At 54.0% G+C, this 13,508-nt stretch carries 11 protein-coding genes; 1 reads left to right on the top strand and 10 read right to left on the bottom strand.

Translation table 11 applies throughout. The features are described 5' to 3' along the window. Nucleotides 1–84 precede the first annotated feature (84 nt). The 8 genes from R50912_RS21650 to R50912_RS21685 all read right to left on the bottom strand — a co-directional run bounded on the left by R50912_RS21650 (nt 85) and on the right by R50912_RS21685 (nt 9,822). On the bottom strand, nt 85–1,689 hold the full coding sequence (locus R50912_RS21650; RefSeq protein WP_197072952.1) for an ABC transporter substrate-binding protein: 1,605 nt from the start codon (nt 1,687–1,689) through the stop codon (nt 85–87). A gap of 146 nt (nt 1,690–1,835) precedes the next feature. Beyond that, nucleotides 1,836–2,735 carry an ABC transporter permease gene (locus R50912_RS21655; RefSeq protein WP_042237769.1) on the bottom strand — a complete coding sequence of 300 codons (900 nt, stop codon included), beginning with the start codon at nt 2,733–2,735 and terminating at the stop codon, nt 1,836–1,838. A 30-nt stretch (nt 2,736–2,765) separates the two neighbouring features. Further along, nucleotides 2,766–3,776 carry an ABC transporter permease gene (locus R50912_RS21660; RefSeq protein WP_197072953.1) on the bottom strand — a complete coding sequence of 337 codons (1,011 nt, stop codon included), beginning with the start codon at nt 3,774–3,776 and terminating at the stop codon, nt 2,766–2,768. Nucleotides 3,777–4,030: 254 nt separating this feature from the next. After that, a complete protein-coding gene (locus R50912_RS21665; RefSeq protein WP_042237770.1) occupies nt 4,031–5,557 on the bottom strand; it encodes a PucR family transcriptional regulator in 1,527 nt (508 codons plus the stop codon). Nucleotides 5,558–6,361: 804 nt separating this feature from the next. After that, on the bottom strand, nt 6,362–7,015 hold the full coding sequence (locus tag R50912_RS21670; protein WP_042237771.1) for an aspartate/glutamate racemase family protein: 654 nt from the start codon (nt 7,013–7,015) through the stop codon (nt 6,362–6,364). 111 nt (nt 7,016–7,126) lie between these two features. Then, nucleotides 7,127–8,071: an aminopeptidase gene (locus R50912_RS21675; RefSeq protein WP_042237772.1), complete on the bottom strand. Its 945-nt coding sequence runs from the start codon at nt 8,069–8,071 to the stop codon at nt 7,127–7,129. 16 nt (nt 8,072–8,087) lie between these two features. After that, nucleotides 8,088–8,759 (bottom strand): AroM family protein, encoded by a 672-nt coding sequence (locus R50912_RS21680; protein WP_042237773.1) that lies wholly within the window; start codon nt 8,757–8,759, stop codon nt 8,088–8,090. Nucleotides 8,760–8,871: 112 nt separating this feature from the next. Beyond that, nucleotides 8,872–9,822: a DUF1177 domain-containing protein gene (locus tag R50912_RS21685; RefSeq protein ID WP_042237774.1), complete on the bottom strand. Its 951-nt coding sequence runs from the start codon at nt 9,820–9,822 to the stop codon at nt 8,872–8,874. Nucleotides 9,823–10,116: 294 nt separating this feature from the next. On the opposite strand from R50912_RS21685, the gene R50912_RS21690 reads away from it, so the two are divergent. After that, the gene (locus tag R50912_RS21690) at nt 10,117–11,160 is read left to right on the top strand and encodes a serine hydrolase domain-containing protein (RefSeq protein WP_042237776.1); all 1,044 of its coding nucleotides are present in this window, start codon (nt 10,117–10,119) and stop codon (nt 11,158–11,160) included. Between the two features lie 140 nt (nt 11,161–11,300). Here the strand turns inward: R50912_RS21690 and R50912_RS21695 are convergent, their stop codons facing one another. Together R50912_RS21695 and R50912_RS21700 are read right to left on the bottom strand one after the other, a co-directional pair. After that, complete coding sequence (locus R50912_RS21695) at nt 11,301–12,632, bottom strand: pyrimidine-nucleoside phosphorylase (RefSeq protein ID WP_042237777.1); 1,332 nt, start codon at nt 12,630–12,632, stop codon at nt 11,301–11,303. Further along, the gene (locus tag R50912_RS21700; protein ID WP_042237778.1) at nt 12,632–13,495 is read right to left on the bottom strand and encodes a purine-nucleoside phosphorylase; all 864 of its coding nucleotides are present in this window, start codon (nt 13,493–13,495) and stop codon (nt 12,632–12,634) included. Before R50912_RS21700 ends, R50912_RS21695 begins: the two co-directional genes overlap by 1 nt. Between the last annotated feature and the right edge of the window lie 13 nt (nt 13,496–13,508).

Raw genomic sequence — 13,508 nt, forward strand, 5'->3', positions numbered from 1 at the left:
AAGGATAAGTTATCATGTGAAACCAATAAGTTCTTATATTTGGACAAAGCCAATGGCCCGTCCGCTCTCTTTTGCCAAACCTGCTTATTCTGTAATCGAAAGCGGATAGAAACGGATGACTTCATCCGGATAGAAGGCGTAACCGCTGATCTTGTTGCTCATGCCGACAATGCGGTTGTACTCGTACAGATAAGCCCAAGGCGCTTCGGTTGTAATGATTTCCTGTGCCTGCTCATAGAGTGCCGTCCGTTTCGCTGCGTCTGTCTCCAGGTTCGCCTCATCCCACAGCTTGTCTACTTCAGTATTTGAATAGTTGATGTAGTTGGAAGAGCCTTTGCCGTACAGGAGAAAGCCGAGGTGGTAGCCTGGATCATTGACAAATGATGTCCATTTGGAAATATAGGAGGTAAGGTTGTTCGTCTTCTGCTGCTCCAGGAACTGGGCACGGGCCAACTTGTTGATGTTCATGGTCACACCGATTTTGGCCAGTTCTGCCTGAATCAGGACCGCATCATCCTCCCAGTCATCGAACCCTGAACCGAGTGTGAAGTCAAAGGTAAATCCGTCCGGATAGCCGGCTTCTGTCAGCAGCTCTTTAGCTTTATCCAGGTTGTGCTCGTAAACGTAGCCTGCATCGGTGAAGCCCGGCGTGTTGCTCGCCACAGAGCTCTTCATCTGCTTGGCCTGGCCGTACATTACCCCGCTCAGCAGCTCCTCATAAGGAATCGCATAGTTGATCGCCTGACGGACTTTTACATTGTCAAACGGTTTAACCTTGTTGTTCATTGCGAAGAACAGAATCCGGTTGCTCGCATTGGAGGCGACGGTCAGATCCGTGTTGCTCTTCAGGGAGGCAACATCCTTCGGAGGAATCTCGATCGCCATATCTACATCGCCCTTATCCAGCAGTAGTACGCGGTTAGAGGCTTCTTTGGTGAATTTCAGGGTTACTTTGCTGAGGTTAGGCGCACCCTGCCAGTAGCTCTCATTAGCGGTGAAGACCGCTTCGGTCGCCGGGTCCCACTTCTCAAGCGTGAACGGGCCGGAACCGGCAGCATTCGTTTTGAGGTAGTCAGCACCCTGCGCTTCTACAGTCTTTTGATCCACGATAGAGAAGGTGTACATCGCGAGAATCTGCAGGAAATTATGATTGGCATTAGTCAGTGTGATTTCAACTGTGGAAGCGTCTTTGACTGTAACTGTCTTGATCGCCGCCATTCCGTAGAGGAAGCTGCCGGAGCTTGATTTAGCCACGCGGTCAAAAGAATACGCAACCGCCTCGGCATCCACCGGATTGCCGCTCTGGAAGCTCACGCCGGATTTCAGCTTGAAGGTGTACACCGTGTTATCGGCGTTCACTTCCCAGCTCTCTGCCAGCATGGGCTGAATGTCTTCAGTGTTGGCGATGCTTGCGCCATTTTCGGTTTTGATGCCGTAGGTGACCAGCTGATCATAAGCGGCAAGCACGAGTGTATCGGAGGTCAAATCGTTAGCTTCTGCGGGGTCGAGCGTAGTGCCGCCCTCGGAATAAGCAACCGTGAGATTTGACTTGGCAGCAGGAGCAGCCGTCCCTGTAGTTCCTGAAGCTGCTGTAGTGGCAGCAGGTGTCTGCGGATTGGCGCTGCTGGCGCATCCGGCAAGCATGACTGAAAAAGCGACGAGTGTGGACAATAATTTAACTCTTTTCATCAGTAGTTCCTCCCTTTTCTATATCCTGCCTGCACTGGTAATACTGGTGCTGCTTGTGATCACCCTGCCGCAACAGCTCCGGCAAGCTGTGATCTATATTTACCGGGATACTGCGGAGCTTCGGAGGAGTGATCCCCTGCTCCGCCTTATTTACCCGAACGCAACCGCGGATCAAGAACGTCCCGGAAACCGTCTCCGAGCAGGTTAAAGCCTAAGATGGAAGTGGCAATGGACAACCCTGGAAAAGTAACCAGCCACCATTGCCCGGAAATAATGTATTCCCGGCCTTCAGAAATCATCGCTCCCCATTCGGCAATCGGGGGTCTGACGCCAAGCCCGAGGAAGCTGAGACTGGAAGCGGTCAAGATGGCGAAGCCCATCCCGAGCGTAGCCTGAACCATCAGTGGAGCCAGGGCGTTCGGCAGGATGTGGCGGTACAGGATGACTGTATTCTTCACGCCGATCGCCCGGCTGGCTTCTATATACTCCTTCTCACGGAGCGAGACAGTCTGCCCGAACATCAGCCGGGCAAATTCCGGGATGCCGACAATCCCCACGGCGATCATCGCACTGCTGAGACCTGCACCAATCGAAGCGGCAATCGCCATGGACAAGACCAGTGACGGGAAGGACAATAGTACATCCATCAGCCGCATGATGATGGTGCCGGTACGGCCGCCATAGTAAGCGGCAATTCCGCCGAGCGGCACACCGATGACAAAGGAAATTGAGACGGCGATCAGGCCGGTCCAGATACTGATCCGTGCACCGTACAGTACCCGGCTGAGAATATCACGCCCGAAGTTATCGGTTCCGAACCAGTGGCTGCCTGAAGGCGCCTGGAGTTTGTTCGCCATATCCGTTACATAAGGATCATGCGGTGCAAGCCAGGGTGCGATAATGGCTACCACGGTCCAGATCAGAATAAAGGTTAGCCCCAGGGCAGCCAGACGGTTATGCAGCAGCAGGGACAACAACGTTTTGGGTTTTACCGCCGCAGCAGGTTTGGCCGGACTGCCCTGTGCTGAATGTGCTGCAGTGCTCACAAGCAATCTCCTCCTCTCACACATGCTGTTCTATTCATAGCGGATTCTCGGGTCAATGAAGCCATAGATCAGGTCTACCGCCAGGTTAATTCCGCAGTAGAGCACTGCGCTGACCAGAGTAAAGGCTTGAATCGGCGCATAATCCGCAGCCAGAATGGAGTCAGTGACATAGCCGCCGATTCCCGGCCAGGAGAAGATCGTTTCCGTAATGACCGCGCCGCCCATCAAAAAGCCGAATTGCAGACCGAGAACGGTCAAGGTTGGTATTAGTGCATTGACGAGCGCATGCTTGTAGATGACGGCTGATTCCCGCAGCCCTTTGGCCCGGGCGGTGCGGACAAAGTCCTGATCCACGACCTCCAGCATGCTGGAACGGGTCATCCGGGCGATGATCGCCATGGTGCCGGTACTGAGGCAGATAGCCGGAAGCAGCAGATGCGAGAGGCTGCTTTTGAGTGCAGCGGTATCACCTGAGAGAATGCTGTCCAGAATATACAGCCCGGTGATATGCACCGGCGGATTCAAGTCTCCGCTGATCCGTCCCATCGGTGCCGGTGCCCAGCCGAGGATGGAATAAAAGACGTAAATGAACATCAGGCCCAGCCAGAAAATCGGCACGCATGCACCTATCAGCGAGAACACCCGTGAAATGTGATCCAGAAACGATTCTTTGCGGGTAGCTGCGACAATCCCGACGGGAATCGCCACCAGAACCGCGATCAGAATGCTGGCCAGGGTCAGCTCAATGGTGGCCGGGAACCGCGAAGCCAAATCGCTGGCTACCGTATGTCCGGTGTGATACGCATAGCCGATATTGCCTTGCAGCAATTGGCCGATGTAAGTGAAGAACTGGATATACAGCGGCTTGTCGAGCCCCATATCCTGACGGATCTTGTCCACAATCTCCTCCGGAGCCTGCTCTCCGGCCAGCATGATCGCCGGGTCACCCGGCAGCACTCTTGAGAGAATGAAGGTGATGACGATAATACCTAGCAAGGCTGGAATCATCTGCACAAGTCTTTTTAATGTGTAAGCAAACAATGAATCAACCCCCTTACGGCTTCTATGCCATCCATGCTGTGACATTCTTGTTGACGGAAACGCGCTTCCCATGTCAGGTACTGTGCGGTTTCCTTGTCCTCTTTAGTAGTTGTGCTAATTCTACATAGAATTTGACCACCACTCTACGTCCCGTTCAGCTAAAAAAAAGCACAACCGTTTGTCGATTGTGCACTATCAACACCTCTATATGTAATCTTTCCTAACATACAATTCCATAAAAGTTCCAGTCCCGCCTATTTTTCCTGCAGGTAGTAGTAAATCAGGCACAAATGGCAGACAAACTGCTCGCGCGGATCATTCAGATCGAAGCCGGTAATATCGCGGATCCGCTCCAGCCGGTATTTGACCGAGTTGCGGTGGATGTATAGACTGTTCGCCGTCTCAATCAGGCTGCCCCGGCACTCCAGGTAATGATAGAACGTCAGCATCATATTACTGTCATGCTCCTGGTCGTATTGCAGCAGCTTACCCAGCTTACGCTCGAACAGCCGCTCGAAGCCCGGACCGCCAAGGCCCTCCAGCAAGTGGTATACCTCCATCTCTTCATAGCGGGTGACACCGCCTGTCCCTTGTCCGAGCCTTCTGGAGATAGACAAGGCTTTGCGCGCTTCGTTGTAGCTGGTGTGGATGTCCCACAGGTATTCCGAGGTGCCAATTCCGCTTCTGTAGCTGCTGAGACCTTCGCTTTTGTCCTTCATCCAGCCCTCCAGCGTCTTCTCCCAGGGCTCCTGTGCATCTCCGCCCGGCGTGAATTTACGGCCCTCCTGCGTGGGCAGGAACAGCACGGCCCGGCTGGAGCGGTATTCTACGTGGGGTGTAACTCCGCGTTTCTTCGCTTCCCGCTCCAGCAGCCGGTTCACCGTTTCCTCACTCGGTGCTGTCTCCCCTTCGATTACAGCAACCTCCCACTTATGCTCGGGATTCATCCCGAGCTGGCGTGCCCGCCGCTCCACCTCATGCCGCGAAGGCAGCGGCGGAGTCAGCAGCTCATCGATGAAGTTGCCGCGCAGCCGGAATTCGGTATCCTCAGCGACCTTGCGCCGCATCAGCTCCAGAGCGAAGACAAGCCTGGCCTGCTCTATGCCCACTTCCTCCATATCATCCAGCTGCTCTTTATCCACCAACAGTCTGGCTACCGTCCGCCGGTCCACATGGATATTCCAGTTCAGCGGAGCATGGCTCTGTGACCAGTCGAAATCAGCCGGCGAGGATACGATGATCTTCCGATCCGTATCCACAAGCGTAACCGGTGCTTTCAGGAAATCCGCCACATTATCGCTGACCGCCTGAATGCCGCTGTTCTCCAGCACCATTGTTGTCAGCGTGCGGTAGACCTCCTCCGCACGGCGCAGCAGCATTGCCTGCCGTCCGAGCAGCAGCTCCATCACCGGCTGGGTAATATCCGTATACGGAATCTCCGGCGGGATCTCCACAATAGGCAGACCGCAGGCATTGCTGGCCTCGATCGCTCCTTGGGGAATTTCCTTCAGGAAGCGGGCCGGCTTAATCGCCAGCGCCGCTGCACCCAGATTGTCGAGTGTATAGATCAGCTCAGTCAGCAGCGAAGGATCATGGCGGATGGAATACGCCGTAGTCAGCAGCATGACGCCTTCACTGATCCAGCCCTTCAGATCCGGAACCTCCATAATATCTACGAACCGGACTACCCGGTCCAGCCCCTGCTGGCCGCTAATAACCTTCGCTTTCCCAAGAACAGAGAGCTCCATCAGCTCCCGTAGCGTAATTCCTCGTGTATTCAACATTCTGCCTCCCTCTGCTGTCTTCAGTATTTCATGATTTTTCCTGAAATATGCCAATTGTACGTACCCGTATCACCCGTAAGCCCCCGTAGCCACTCGAAGGCCACCAGCTTACATTCGCATTCCCGCTAGTTTATCAGACATTCCCGCCCAGCCACAGGAAAAATATATAAAATTGCAGATAAATATTAATTTGGCAGGGGAGAAGAGAGCAAGTGGGCTTGCAGAGGGGGGGCTTGCGGCAAGATTAGTGGAGGTTGTGGCCTGATTTCAGGCGGCGGGCTACTTCTGGCGGTTTCAGGGGCATTAGTGCCCCTCATTTCAGGCGGCGGGCTACTTTCGGCGGTTTCAGGGGCATTAGTGCCCCTCATTTCAGGCAGCGGGCGACTTTCGGCGGTTTCAGGGGCATTAGTGCCCCTCACTTCCTCACTTCCTCTCCCTCCCCACTTATCTCAATTTACACTCTCCTTCATTCAGGAACAGCTCGCTGACGTGACAAAAAATCTTGATTTAGTTACTCAATTTGTTCAACAGCTTGTTAAACAACTAGTTCAACAACCAAAAACGTTCCCCGGACCCGAAGTCTGGAGGAACGCTTAACTTTATCTGTACTTTGAACTAATAACTCTACTTTGCACTAGTAACTCTACTTTGCACTAGTAACTCTACTTTGCACTAGTAACTCTACTTTGCACTAGTAACTCTACTTTGCACTAGTAACTCTACTTTGCACTAGTAACTCTACTTTGCACTAGTAACTCTACTTTGCACTAGTATCCCTGCTTAGCATCTTGCACAGCGCAATCAGCGCCGCACTCCCCCAGGCAAGGAAGCAGCCGCAGCGGCCGCAGCGCCAAGCGCAAGGATCGGATCAAACGCGCGGATGCCGAGCTGTTCTTCCAGCTCCGCCGCCAGGCCGATGGTGGCAAACCCGGTGCAGGCGAGGACTATGGCCTGCGCACCGCGTTCCACCAGCCGGGCTGCTCCGGCAAGTGCGCCTGCCCGTCCGGCAGGCGTACCCAAATCAAGAGTGGTCGTTACCCCATCAGGCCGGTCCATGCCGAGGTAAGCATCGCCGAGAATGCTGCGGATCAGCGGCGGCACTTCGGTCAGGATCGTCAGCACGCCAATCTTATCGCTGTATGCCAGCGACATATGGGCTGCACAAGAGCCTGCGCCCAGAACCGGTACATTTACTGCCATCCTAGCTTCCAGCAGCGCGGGATCCGCGGCACAGCTGATGCCGATGACCGTACAGCCCTGCTGCTCCAGATCCCGGGCCAGGCTGATAATCTTCGGCACTGACTCTGCTTCGGTCTCGTCATTGTATACGCCCTGAGGCTGATCAGGAATACAGCGGCTGATTACCGGCAGGCCATACCGGTGTTCAATCAATTCTCCGTGCAAATGAATTGCAGACTCCTCTTGCAGTGTGATTACACGTATAATTCCAAGCATCCTTATCTCCCCCTGGTCAGCCATTGTTCTGCGTTCTGAATATCCTCACCATATACTTTTGCTTCATTCCGTACCGCCATAACCCTGACAACAACACAGCAGCCGCGCAGCCTAGAGCAGTTCTCCTGCACGCATAATCAGCTTATCATCAATATATACATCCGGCTTCATCACAACGGCATCAATATGCACACCAGCCGCTACAACCCCGCCGAACGTATTATTGCTGCCAAAAGCGACATGGATGGTCCCGTAGACCTTCTCATCCTCCAGCACCACACCTGTAATTCTGGCCTTGCTGTTTGTACCAATGCCGAACTCGCCCAGGAGCCTGCCGTCACCGGGACCAAGCATATCCAGCAGCCTGTCACCGCTCTCGCCTTCTGCACTAACCAAACGGCCCCGCTCTACCGCCAGCACCATCGGGCAGTTCAGCGCGCCAATACCTGCAATCGAACCGTCCACCTTAATCTGGCCGGTGGCTGTACCCTCCATTGGCGCAATATAAGCCTCGCCCGAAGGCAGGTTGCCCGATTCGCCCGGATTCAGATACAATCCGGTGCTGAGCACGCCATCCCGGCCCTCAATCGAAAAGCTCAGACTCAGTCCGTCTTTAACTACACGCACCTGGCTTCCCTCAGACAGCAGCGCAGCAACCTGCTCTGTTAATGTCTTCACCTGCGCATAGTCCGCAGTGATCGCGCCATGGCTGAACATGTCATCTGTCATGCCCGGCATGGTCGCCACCCGCGTTCCCGCTGCGGCTGCCTGCTTGCGCGCCGCCGTATGTGTCATCGAATGTGTCGTAATGCATATCGCCACATCCGCTTTGGCCATAGCTTCAGCAATCGGAGCCGGCGGCTCCTCGCCGGATTTGCTCCGTGCCTGCATAATCAATAGCATCGATTCCGCCCCGAGCCGCTTCCCTGCTTCATAGACGGATTCGGCAAGCTCCCGCTTGTCGTCATCGGCCACTACAGCCAGCAATTCACCGCTGCCAAGCCCCAGACAGTCCTTAAGGACATTCATGCTAATCAGTATTCGTTGCTCACTCATTCTCGTTTCCTCCCGGTTACACCATTTCTGCTACCAGCTTGCCCATCAGGGCATTGGACAGCACGGCAGGCACTCCTGCGGAGGCCGCCCACTGTCTATGCTGCTCCACATATCCCATACAGTCAAGCACAATCACATCCGCCAAGTCCCGCAGGCGCTCAGCAGCCGCTCGGAAATCCGCTTCCGTACCGGTATACGGAGAAGCAGCTGCAAACGGCAGCCGCGCTCCGGCTCCCGCGAATTTCTCATTCATGCTCTCTTCCTGCTCGGGCAGAGGACCAATCAGCCCCAGCCGGCGTCCGTCAAGCATCGCCATAACAACCGGAGGGATAATCCGGTCCGGTTCAATCAGATGGGCCTTGGCCGTATGAAGTCCCGGAAAAACACCGGTACAGGCCAGCAGAATCGTCTGAATTCCAGCAGCTTCCATAGCATCAACCTTCCCCTGCAAAACGGACTTTATCCGCTCGCGGGAGATTACCGCAGCTGATCCGTCCGTCATGCGGGTAGTCAGCACATACTCCCCCGGTCCAGGACTATAGAATTCGCGTACCTGGTCAGCAGTGAATCCGTCAAGTACCCCGGACTGAACCAGTCCGGCCTTACCTTCCAGATACTTCTCAATAATCGGCGCAACATCGTTCCTGGGAGCTTGTCCGATCGTGATTAACCCTATATTATTACTCATCTTGCTCCCTCCCGCTTCTCTATACGGATTGAAATCGTGGCAAACCCATGCCTGTATACATTTAGCAGGCGCTGAACCTTGCTCAGCGCCTGCTAATTATTCCGTTCTATTCCTAGTGAGAGGTTACAGCCGGTTTACCCAGCGTCTGCAGCACTTTCATCGAACCGTACAGCTCGGTAATCTGTGCGAATTCAGCTTCGTTGTAGAAAGAGCATATGCCTTGAGTGTACTCTTTGGCTGTCTCAATGGCAAAACGCACCGCCTGGGCAATATCAATCTCATGGCTAGCCCCTGTACCGCAGCCGGGCACCATGGACTGGGCAGTAATCGCCAACCCTACAACAGGAGCCGAAGTCGCTACTGCCGGCTGCAGGATGGAATTGATATGATATAGTCCGTTACCGTAAGGAGTAATATCCTGCGTAGTTACCGGAAAAGTAACCGGATACTGTCCTGTCGTCATTTCCATGATGCGCAGCAGATCCTCACTGACCCGCAGAATGTACCCTTCTTTGACCGTAGGTGAGATTGCAATGCCTTTATGATTCACCACACGGTTGCCCTTGGTCGTATCAATAGAAATAATCGCTTCCATCTCCGGCAATACCTCGTGCTCATTCATCTGCAGGATATCCACCGGGGAATCCATGAAATCAACGGGCTCATGCGGCAGTGTCGGAGCATCCGGGCAAATATGCGTCGTAACCAGGACGTCACCCTGCAGTACGTCTCCTTTGGTCTGCATGTTTGCCAGCTTCAGTGCCGCAGCGATTGCCGCCACTGCGCCGTCTGCATCAGAGACAATGCCGATCCGGCTGGGGCGCGCTCCTATTCCGCCAAGTCTGCCGACAATTCCGAAGGTTGGCGCGCTGCCGCCTCCAAGCTTGCCTTGACTGCCCGGAATGGTGATTTTGACGAATTCCGTACTGCCTTTTTCACCTTCCACTTTCTGAACCTCAACCTTAACCGCAGGATATGCTGCGAATAACTGCCTGACCTGCTCACCATTAACATAAGCGCTGTCCAGTGCGTTCAAAACTGTAATTGTCTGATGAAGTGCCATTATAATTCCTCCCCGGATGCATGCTCATGATTGTGATGTTTGAATTCATACTATCTTAAAATTCGAAACGTCCACAATGTACCGCCCTGCCAAAACTAAGTTGTTTTTCTTGTCCTTTGCACATAAACCTTACGCGCAAGGTACACTCTTCGGCCTTTAAGCAGCATCCGGCATCCATTAAACCCCTAAATACCCCGTTTCATCACATAAAGAAATATAAATAAAGGTTAATTATTCCATATGGCGAATTAAAAGAAGGTTACACATCATCAAATTATGGAAGAGGGTTACTACATGAAGCTGGAACAGACTGAGCCTCAAAAAGAGCTCCAACAAACCATCGATCAGGAAGTTCTGCTCTCCGGATTTTCGGGTACGGTACTGGTTACGCAACACGATCAGACCCTCGCAGCGGCTGCTTGCGGACACTCCAATGTAGCGGAGGAACGGATTAATCAGCTTAACACCTGCTTCGGGATTGCTTCCGGCAGCAAACTGTTCACAGCAGTAGCCATCTGCCAGCTGGTGGAGCAGGGCAAGCTTTCTTTTGACGGCAAGGTACTGGAAGTTTTACATGAGCAGAAGTTCCCCTTGTTCAGCCCGGAGATCACGGTTCATCAGCTGCTGACGCATAGCTCGGGCATTCCGGATTATTTCGATGAGGAGGTTATGGACGACTTCGCAGCACTTTGGGAGGAGATACCGATGTATACGCTCAGGCGACCCGGTGATTTCCTGGCACTATTTGCAGCCCTGCCGATGAAATTCACTCCCGGCGATCGTTTCCACTATAACAATGCGGGTTATATCTTGCTTAGTCTGGTAGTCGAAGCGGTCAGCGGAATGAATTTCACGGATTATGTGGAGCAGCATATTTTCCAGCCTTGCGGGATGAAGGATTCCGGTTATTTCGCCCTGGATGCCCTCCCGGCCAATACAGCTCTCGGTTATATCGACAATGAGACCGGAGAGAATATCAGCAACATCTATTCCATTCCGGTGGTGGGCGGCGGCGATGGCGGTGCTTTTGTCACGGCAGCGGATATGCAGAAGCTGTGGACATGCCTGCTAGGGCACAAGCTGCTGCAGCCAGAGACGACTGCCCTGCTGCTCACACCGCATATTCTTGAGGATGAGGATACTTACTACGGCTATGGAGTGTGGATTACGATCCGAAACGGCGGGGTGTTAAAATACCATCTCATGGGCTCCGATCCCGGGGTCTCCTTTCGCTCAGCAGTCTATCCGGCAAGCGGCGTAACCTTCACCGCTCTCTGCAACCGGAGTAGAGGGACTTACCGGATGATGCTGGCCGTGGAGGAGAATCTGCAGCTGTAACAGCAGGCCTTCCGCGCACTATAGGCTTTCACGCTTAAATTCTATATTACAAAAAGCCCTACGCCAGCAATTCACTGGTCGTAGGGCTTCTTTGGCTATTCATTATTCATTGCTAAGCAATCAGGAATCGGTAACCCGGTTTAGTAGCGCGTTACGCCATCCTTAGTCACCAGCGCGAATACCAGTGGCTGCGGCGGAACCGGCTGAGCGGAGATGCGGTAAGCTTCCAGCACCTTGGCTTCGGCTTCCTGCACTTTGCTCTCACTGGCATCATTCACATGCAGCACGGCAAGCGTATCGCCTGCGGCTACGGCATCGCCGACCTTAATCGCCAGCTGAATGCCAACGGCCAGGTCGATGACGGATTCCTTCGTTTCGCGTCCGGCGCCGAGCAGCATTGCCGCTACGCCGATCTCTTCGGCCTGAATGCTCTCCACATACCCTGCGGCTTCCGCCTTCACTTCGATGAACTTGCGCGCTGCCGGCAAAGTATCCGGCGACTCAATCTGCGTGGCATCGCCGCCTTGGGCAGACACCATCTGCTTGAACTTGTCCAGCGCACTGCCGTCTTTGATATGGGACAGCAGAATGGAGCGCGCTTCTTCTTCGTCCTTCGCCTTGCCGCCGAGCACCAGCATCTGGCTGCCCAGAATGAGGCAGACCTCCTGCAGATCCTTCGGCCCGTGACCGTTCAAGGTCTCAATGCCTTCTTTGATCTCCAGCGCATTACCGATGCCGAAGCCCAGCGGCTGGTCCATGTCGCTGATCACTGCGACCGTGTTGCGGCCGAGATGCGTGCCGATATCCACCATTGCCTGTGCGAGTGCGATGGAATCCTCCAGCGTCTTCATGAACGCGCCGCTGCCGGTCTTCACATCAAGTACGATGGCATCCGCACCTGCGGCGATCTTCTTGCTCATTACGGAGCTGGCAATCAGCGGAATGGATTCCACGGTTGCAGTCACGTCACGCAGCGCGTACAACTTCTTGTCCGCAGGCGTAATGTTACCGGACTGGCCGATGACAGCTGCGCCGATCTCCCCTACCTGGGTGAAGAATCGCTCCCGGTCCATCTCCACGGAGAATCCGGTGATTGACTCCAGCTTGTCGAGTGTGCCGCCAGTGTGGCCGAGGCCGCGTCCGGACATTTTGGCCACCGGAACTCCGGCTGCGGCTACAAGCGGGGCCAAAACAACCGTCGTTTTGTCGCCAACACCACCGGTAGAATGCTTGTCTACCTTGATGCCGGCTATCGGACTGAGATCCACCTGGTCACCGGACATCGCCATTTCCAGGGTCAGATCACCGGTCTCCCGTGCGTTCATTCCGCGGAAATAGACAGCCATCGCCAAGGCAGAAATCTGGTAATCAGGAATTTCACCTTTGCTGTAGCCTTGAATCAGAAAAGCTATTTCTTCACGGCTGAGCTCTCCGCCGTCTCTTTTTTTCTGAATAAGATCAACTGCACGCATTATACCTGTACCTCACGGACAAAGGCGCGCACAAGGCCGATGAATTTCGGTTTGGTCAGGTTAGCTACTTTTACCACCTGCTCATGAGTAAGCGGCTCCAGCTCGTCCCCGATCGCCATATCCGTGATACAGGTAATGCCGAGCACGCGAAGCTTGCTGTGGCTGGCTACGATCACTTCGGGCACGGTGGACATCCCAACGGCATCGCCGCCGAGGTAGGCCAGCATTTTGAGTTCAGCCGGAGTTTCATAGGTAGGGCCGCTGATGCCGGCATATACGCCTTCCTGCAGCACTAGCGCTTCGCCGTCCACACCTTTAACTTCACCCGCAAGCTTCTTGGCCAGCGCAATATATTCAGGGTCATAGGCACGGGACATATCAGGGAAACGCACACCCAGCTCCGGATCATTCGGTCCGATCAGCGGATTGTCGCCAGTCATATTCAGATGGTCGGTAATCAGCATAAGGTCGCCGGCTTTGAACGCTCTGTTCATTCCGCCGCCTGCATTGGTAATTACGAGTGTGCCTACGCCAAGCTTAGCCATTACGTATACCGGCAGCACCACTTTGCGCATTTCATAACCTTCATAGTAGTGGAAACGGCCCTGCATGATCATAACATCCTTGCCTTCCAGCTTACCGATCACGAACCGTCCGGCATGACCTTCTACCGTGGAACGCGGGAAATGCGGAATTTCTTCATAAGGCAGATATACCGCATCTTCGATCTGATCGCCCAGATCCCCAAGGCCGGAGCCTAGAATAAGTCCGATGCCCGGTGTGTAAGAACCGAATTTGGATTGAATATATTCAGCAGCTTCTTGAACCTGAGTGCCGTATGGGACTGTTGATGGTGTTGTCATAGGTTGATCCTCC

Source organism: Paenibacillus sp. FSL R5-0912, assembly GCF_000758605.1.
Classification (GTDB): domain Bacteria; phylum Bacillota; class Bacilli; order Paenibacillales; family Paenibacillaceae; genus Paenibacillus_AQ.

What these genes read in the sequence shown, in the direction of transcription:
- R50912_RS21680 (WP_042237773.1), bottom strand. Translation starts at nt 8,759, where the DNA reads ATGAGTAATAATATAGGGTTAATCACGATCGGACAAGCTCCCAGGAAC.
- R50912_RS21675 (WP_042237772.1), bottom strand. Translation starts at nt 8,071, where the DNA reads ATGAGTGAGCAACGAATACTGATTAGCATGAATGTCCTTAAGGACTGT.
- R50912_RS21700 (WP_042237778.1), bottom strand. Translation starts at nt 13,495, where the DNA reads ATGACAACACCATCAACAGTCCCATACGGCACTCAGGTTCAAGAAGCT.
- R50912_RS21690 (WP_042237776.1), top strand. Translation starts at nt 10,117, where the DNA reads ATGAAGCTGGAACAGACTGAGCCTCAAAAAGAGCTCCAACAAACCATC.
- R50912_RS21670 (WP_042237771.1), bottom strand. Translation starts at nt 7,015, where the DNA reads ATGCTTGGAATTATACGTGTAATCACACTGCAAGAGGAGTCTGCAATT.
- R50912_RS21650 (WP_197072952.1), bottom strand. Translation starts at nt 1,689, where the DNA reads ATGAAAAGAGTTAAATTATTGTCCACACTCGTCGCTTTTTCAGTCATG.
- R50912_RS21695 (WP_042237777.1), bottom strand. Translation starts at nt 12,632, where the DNA reads ATGCGTGCAGTTGATCTTATTCAGAAAAAAAGAGACGGCGGAGAGCTC.
- R50912_RS21685 (WP_042237774.1), bottom strand. Translation starts at nt 9,822, where the DNA reads ATGGCACTTCATCAGACAATTACAGTTTTGAACGCACTGGACAGCGCT.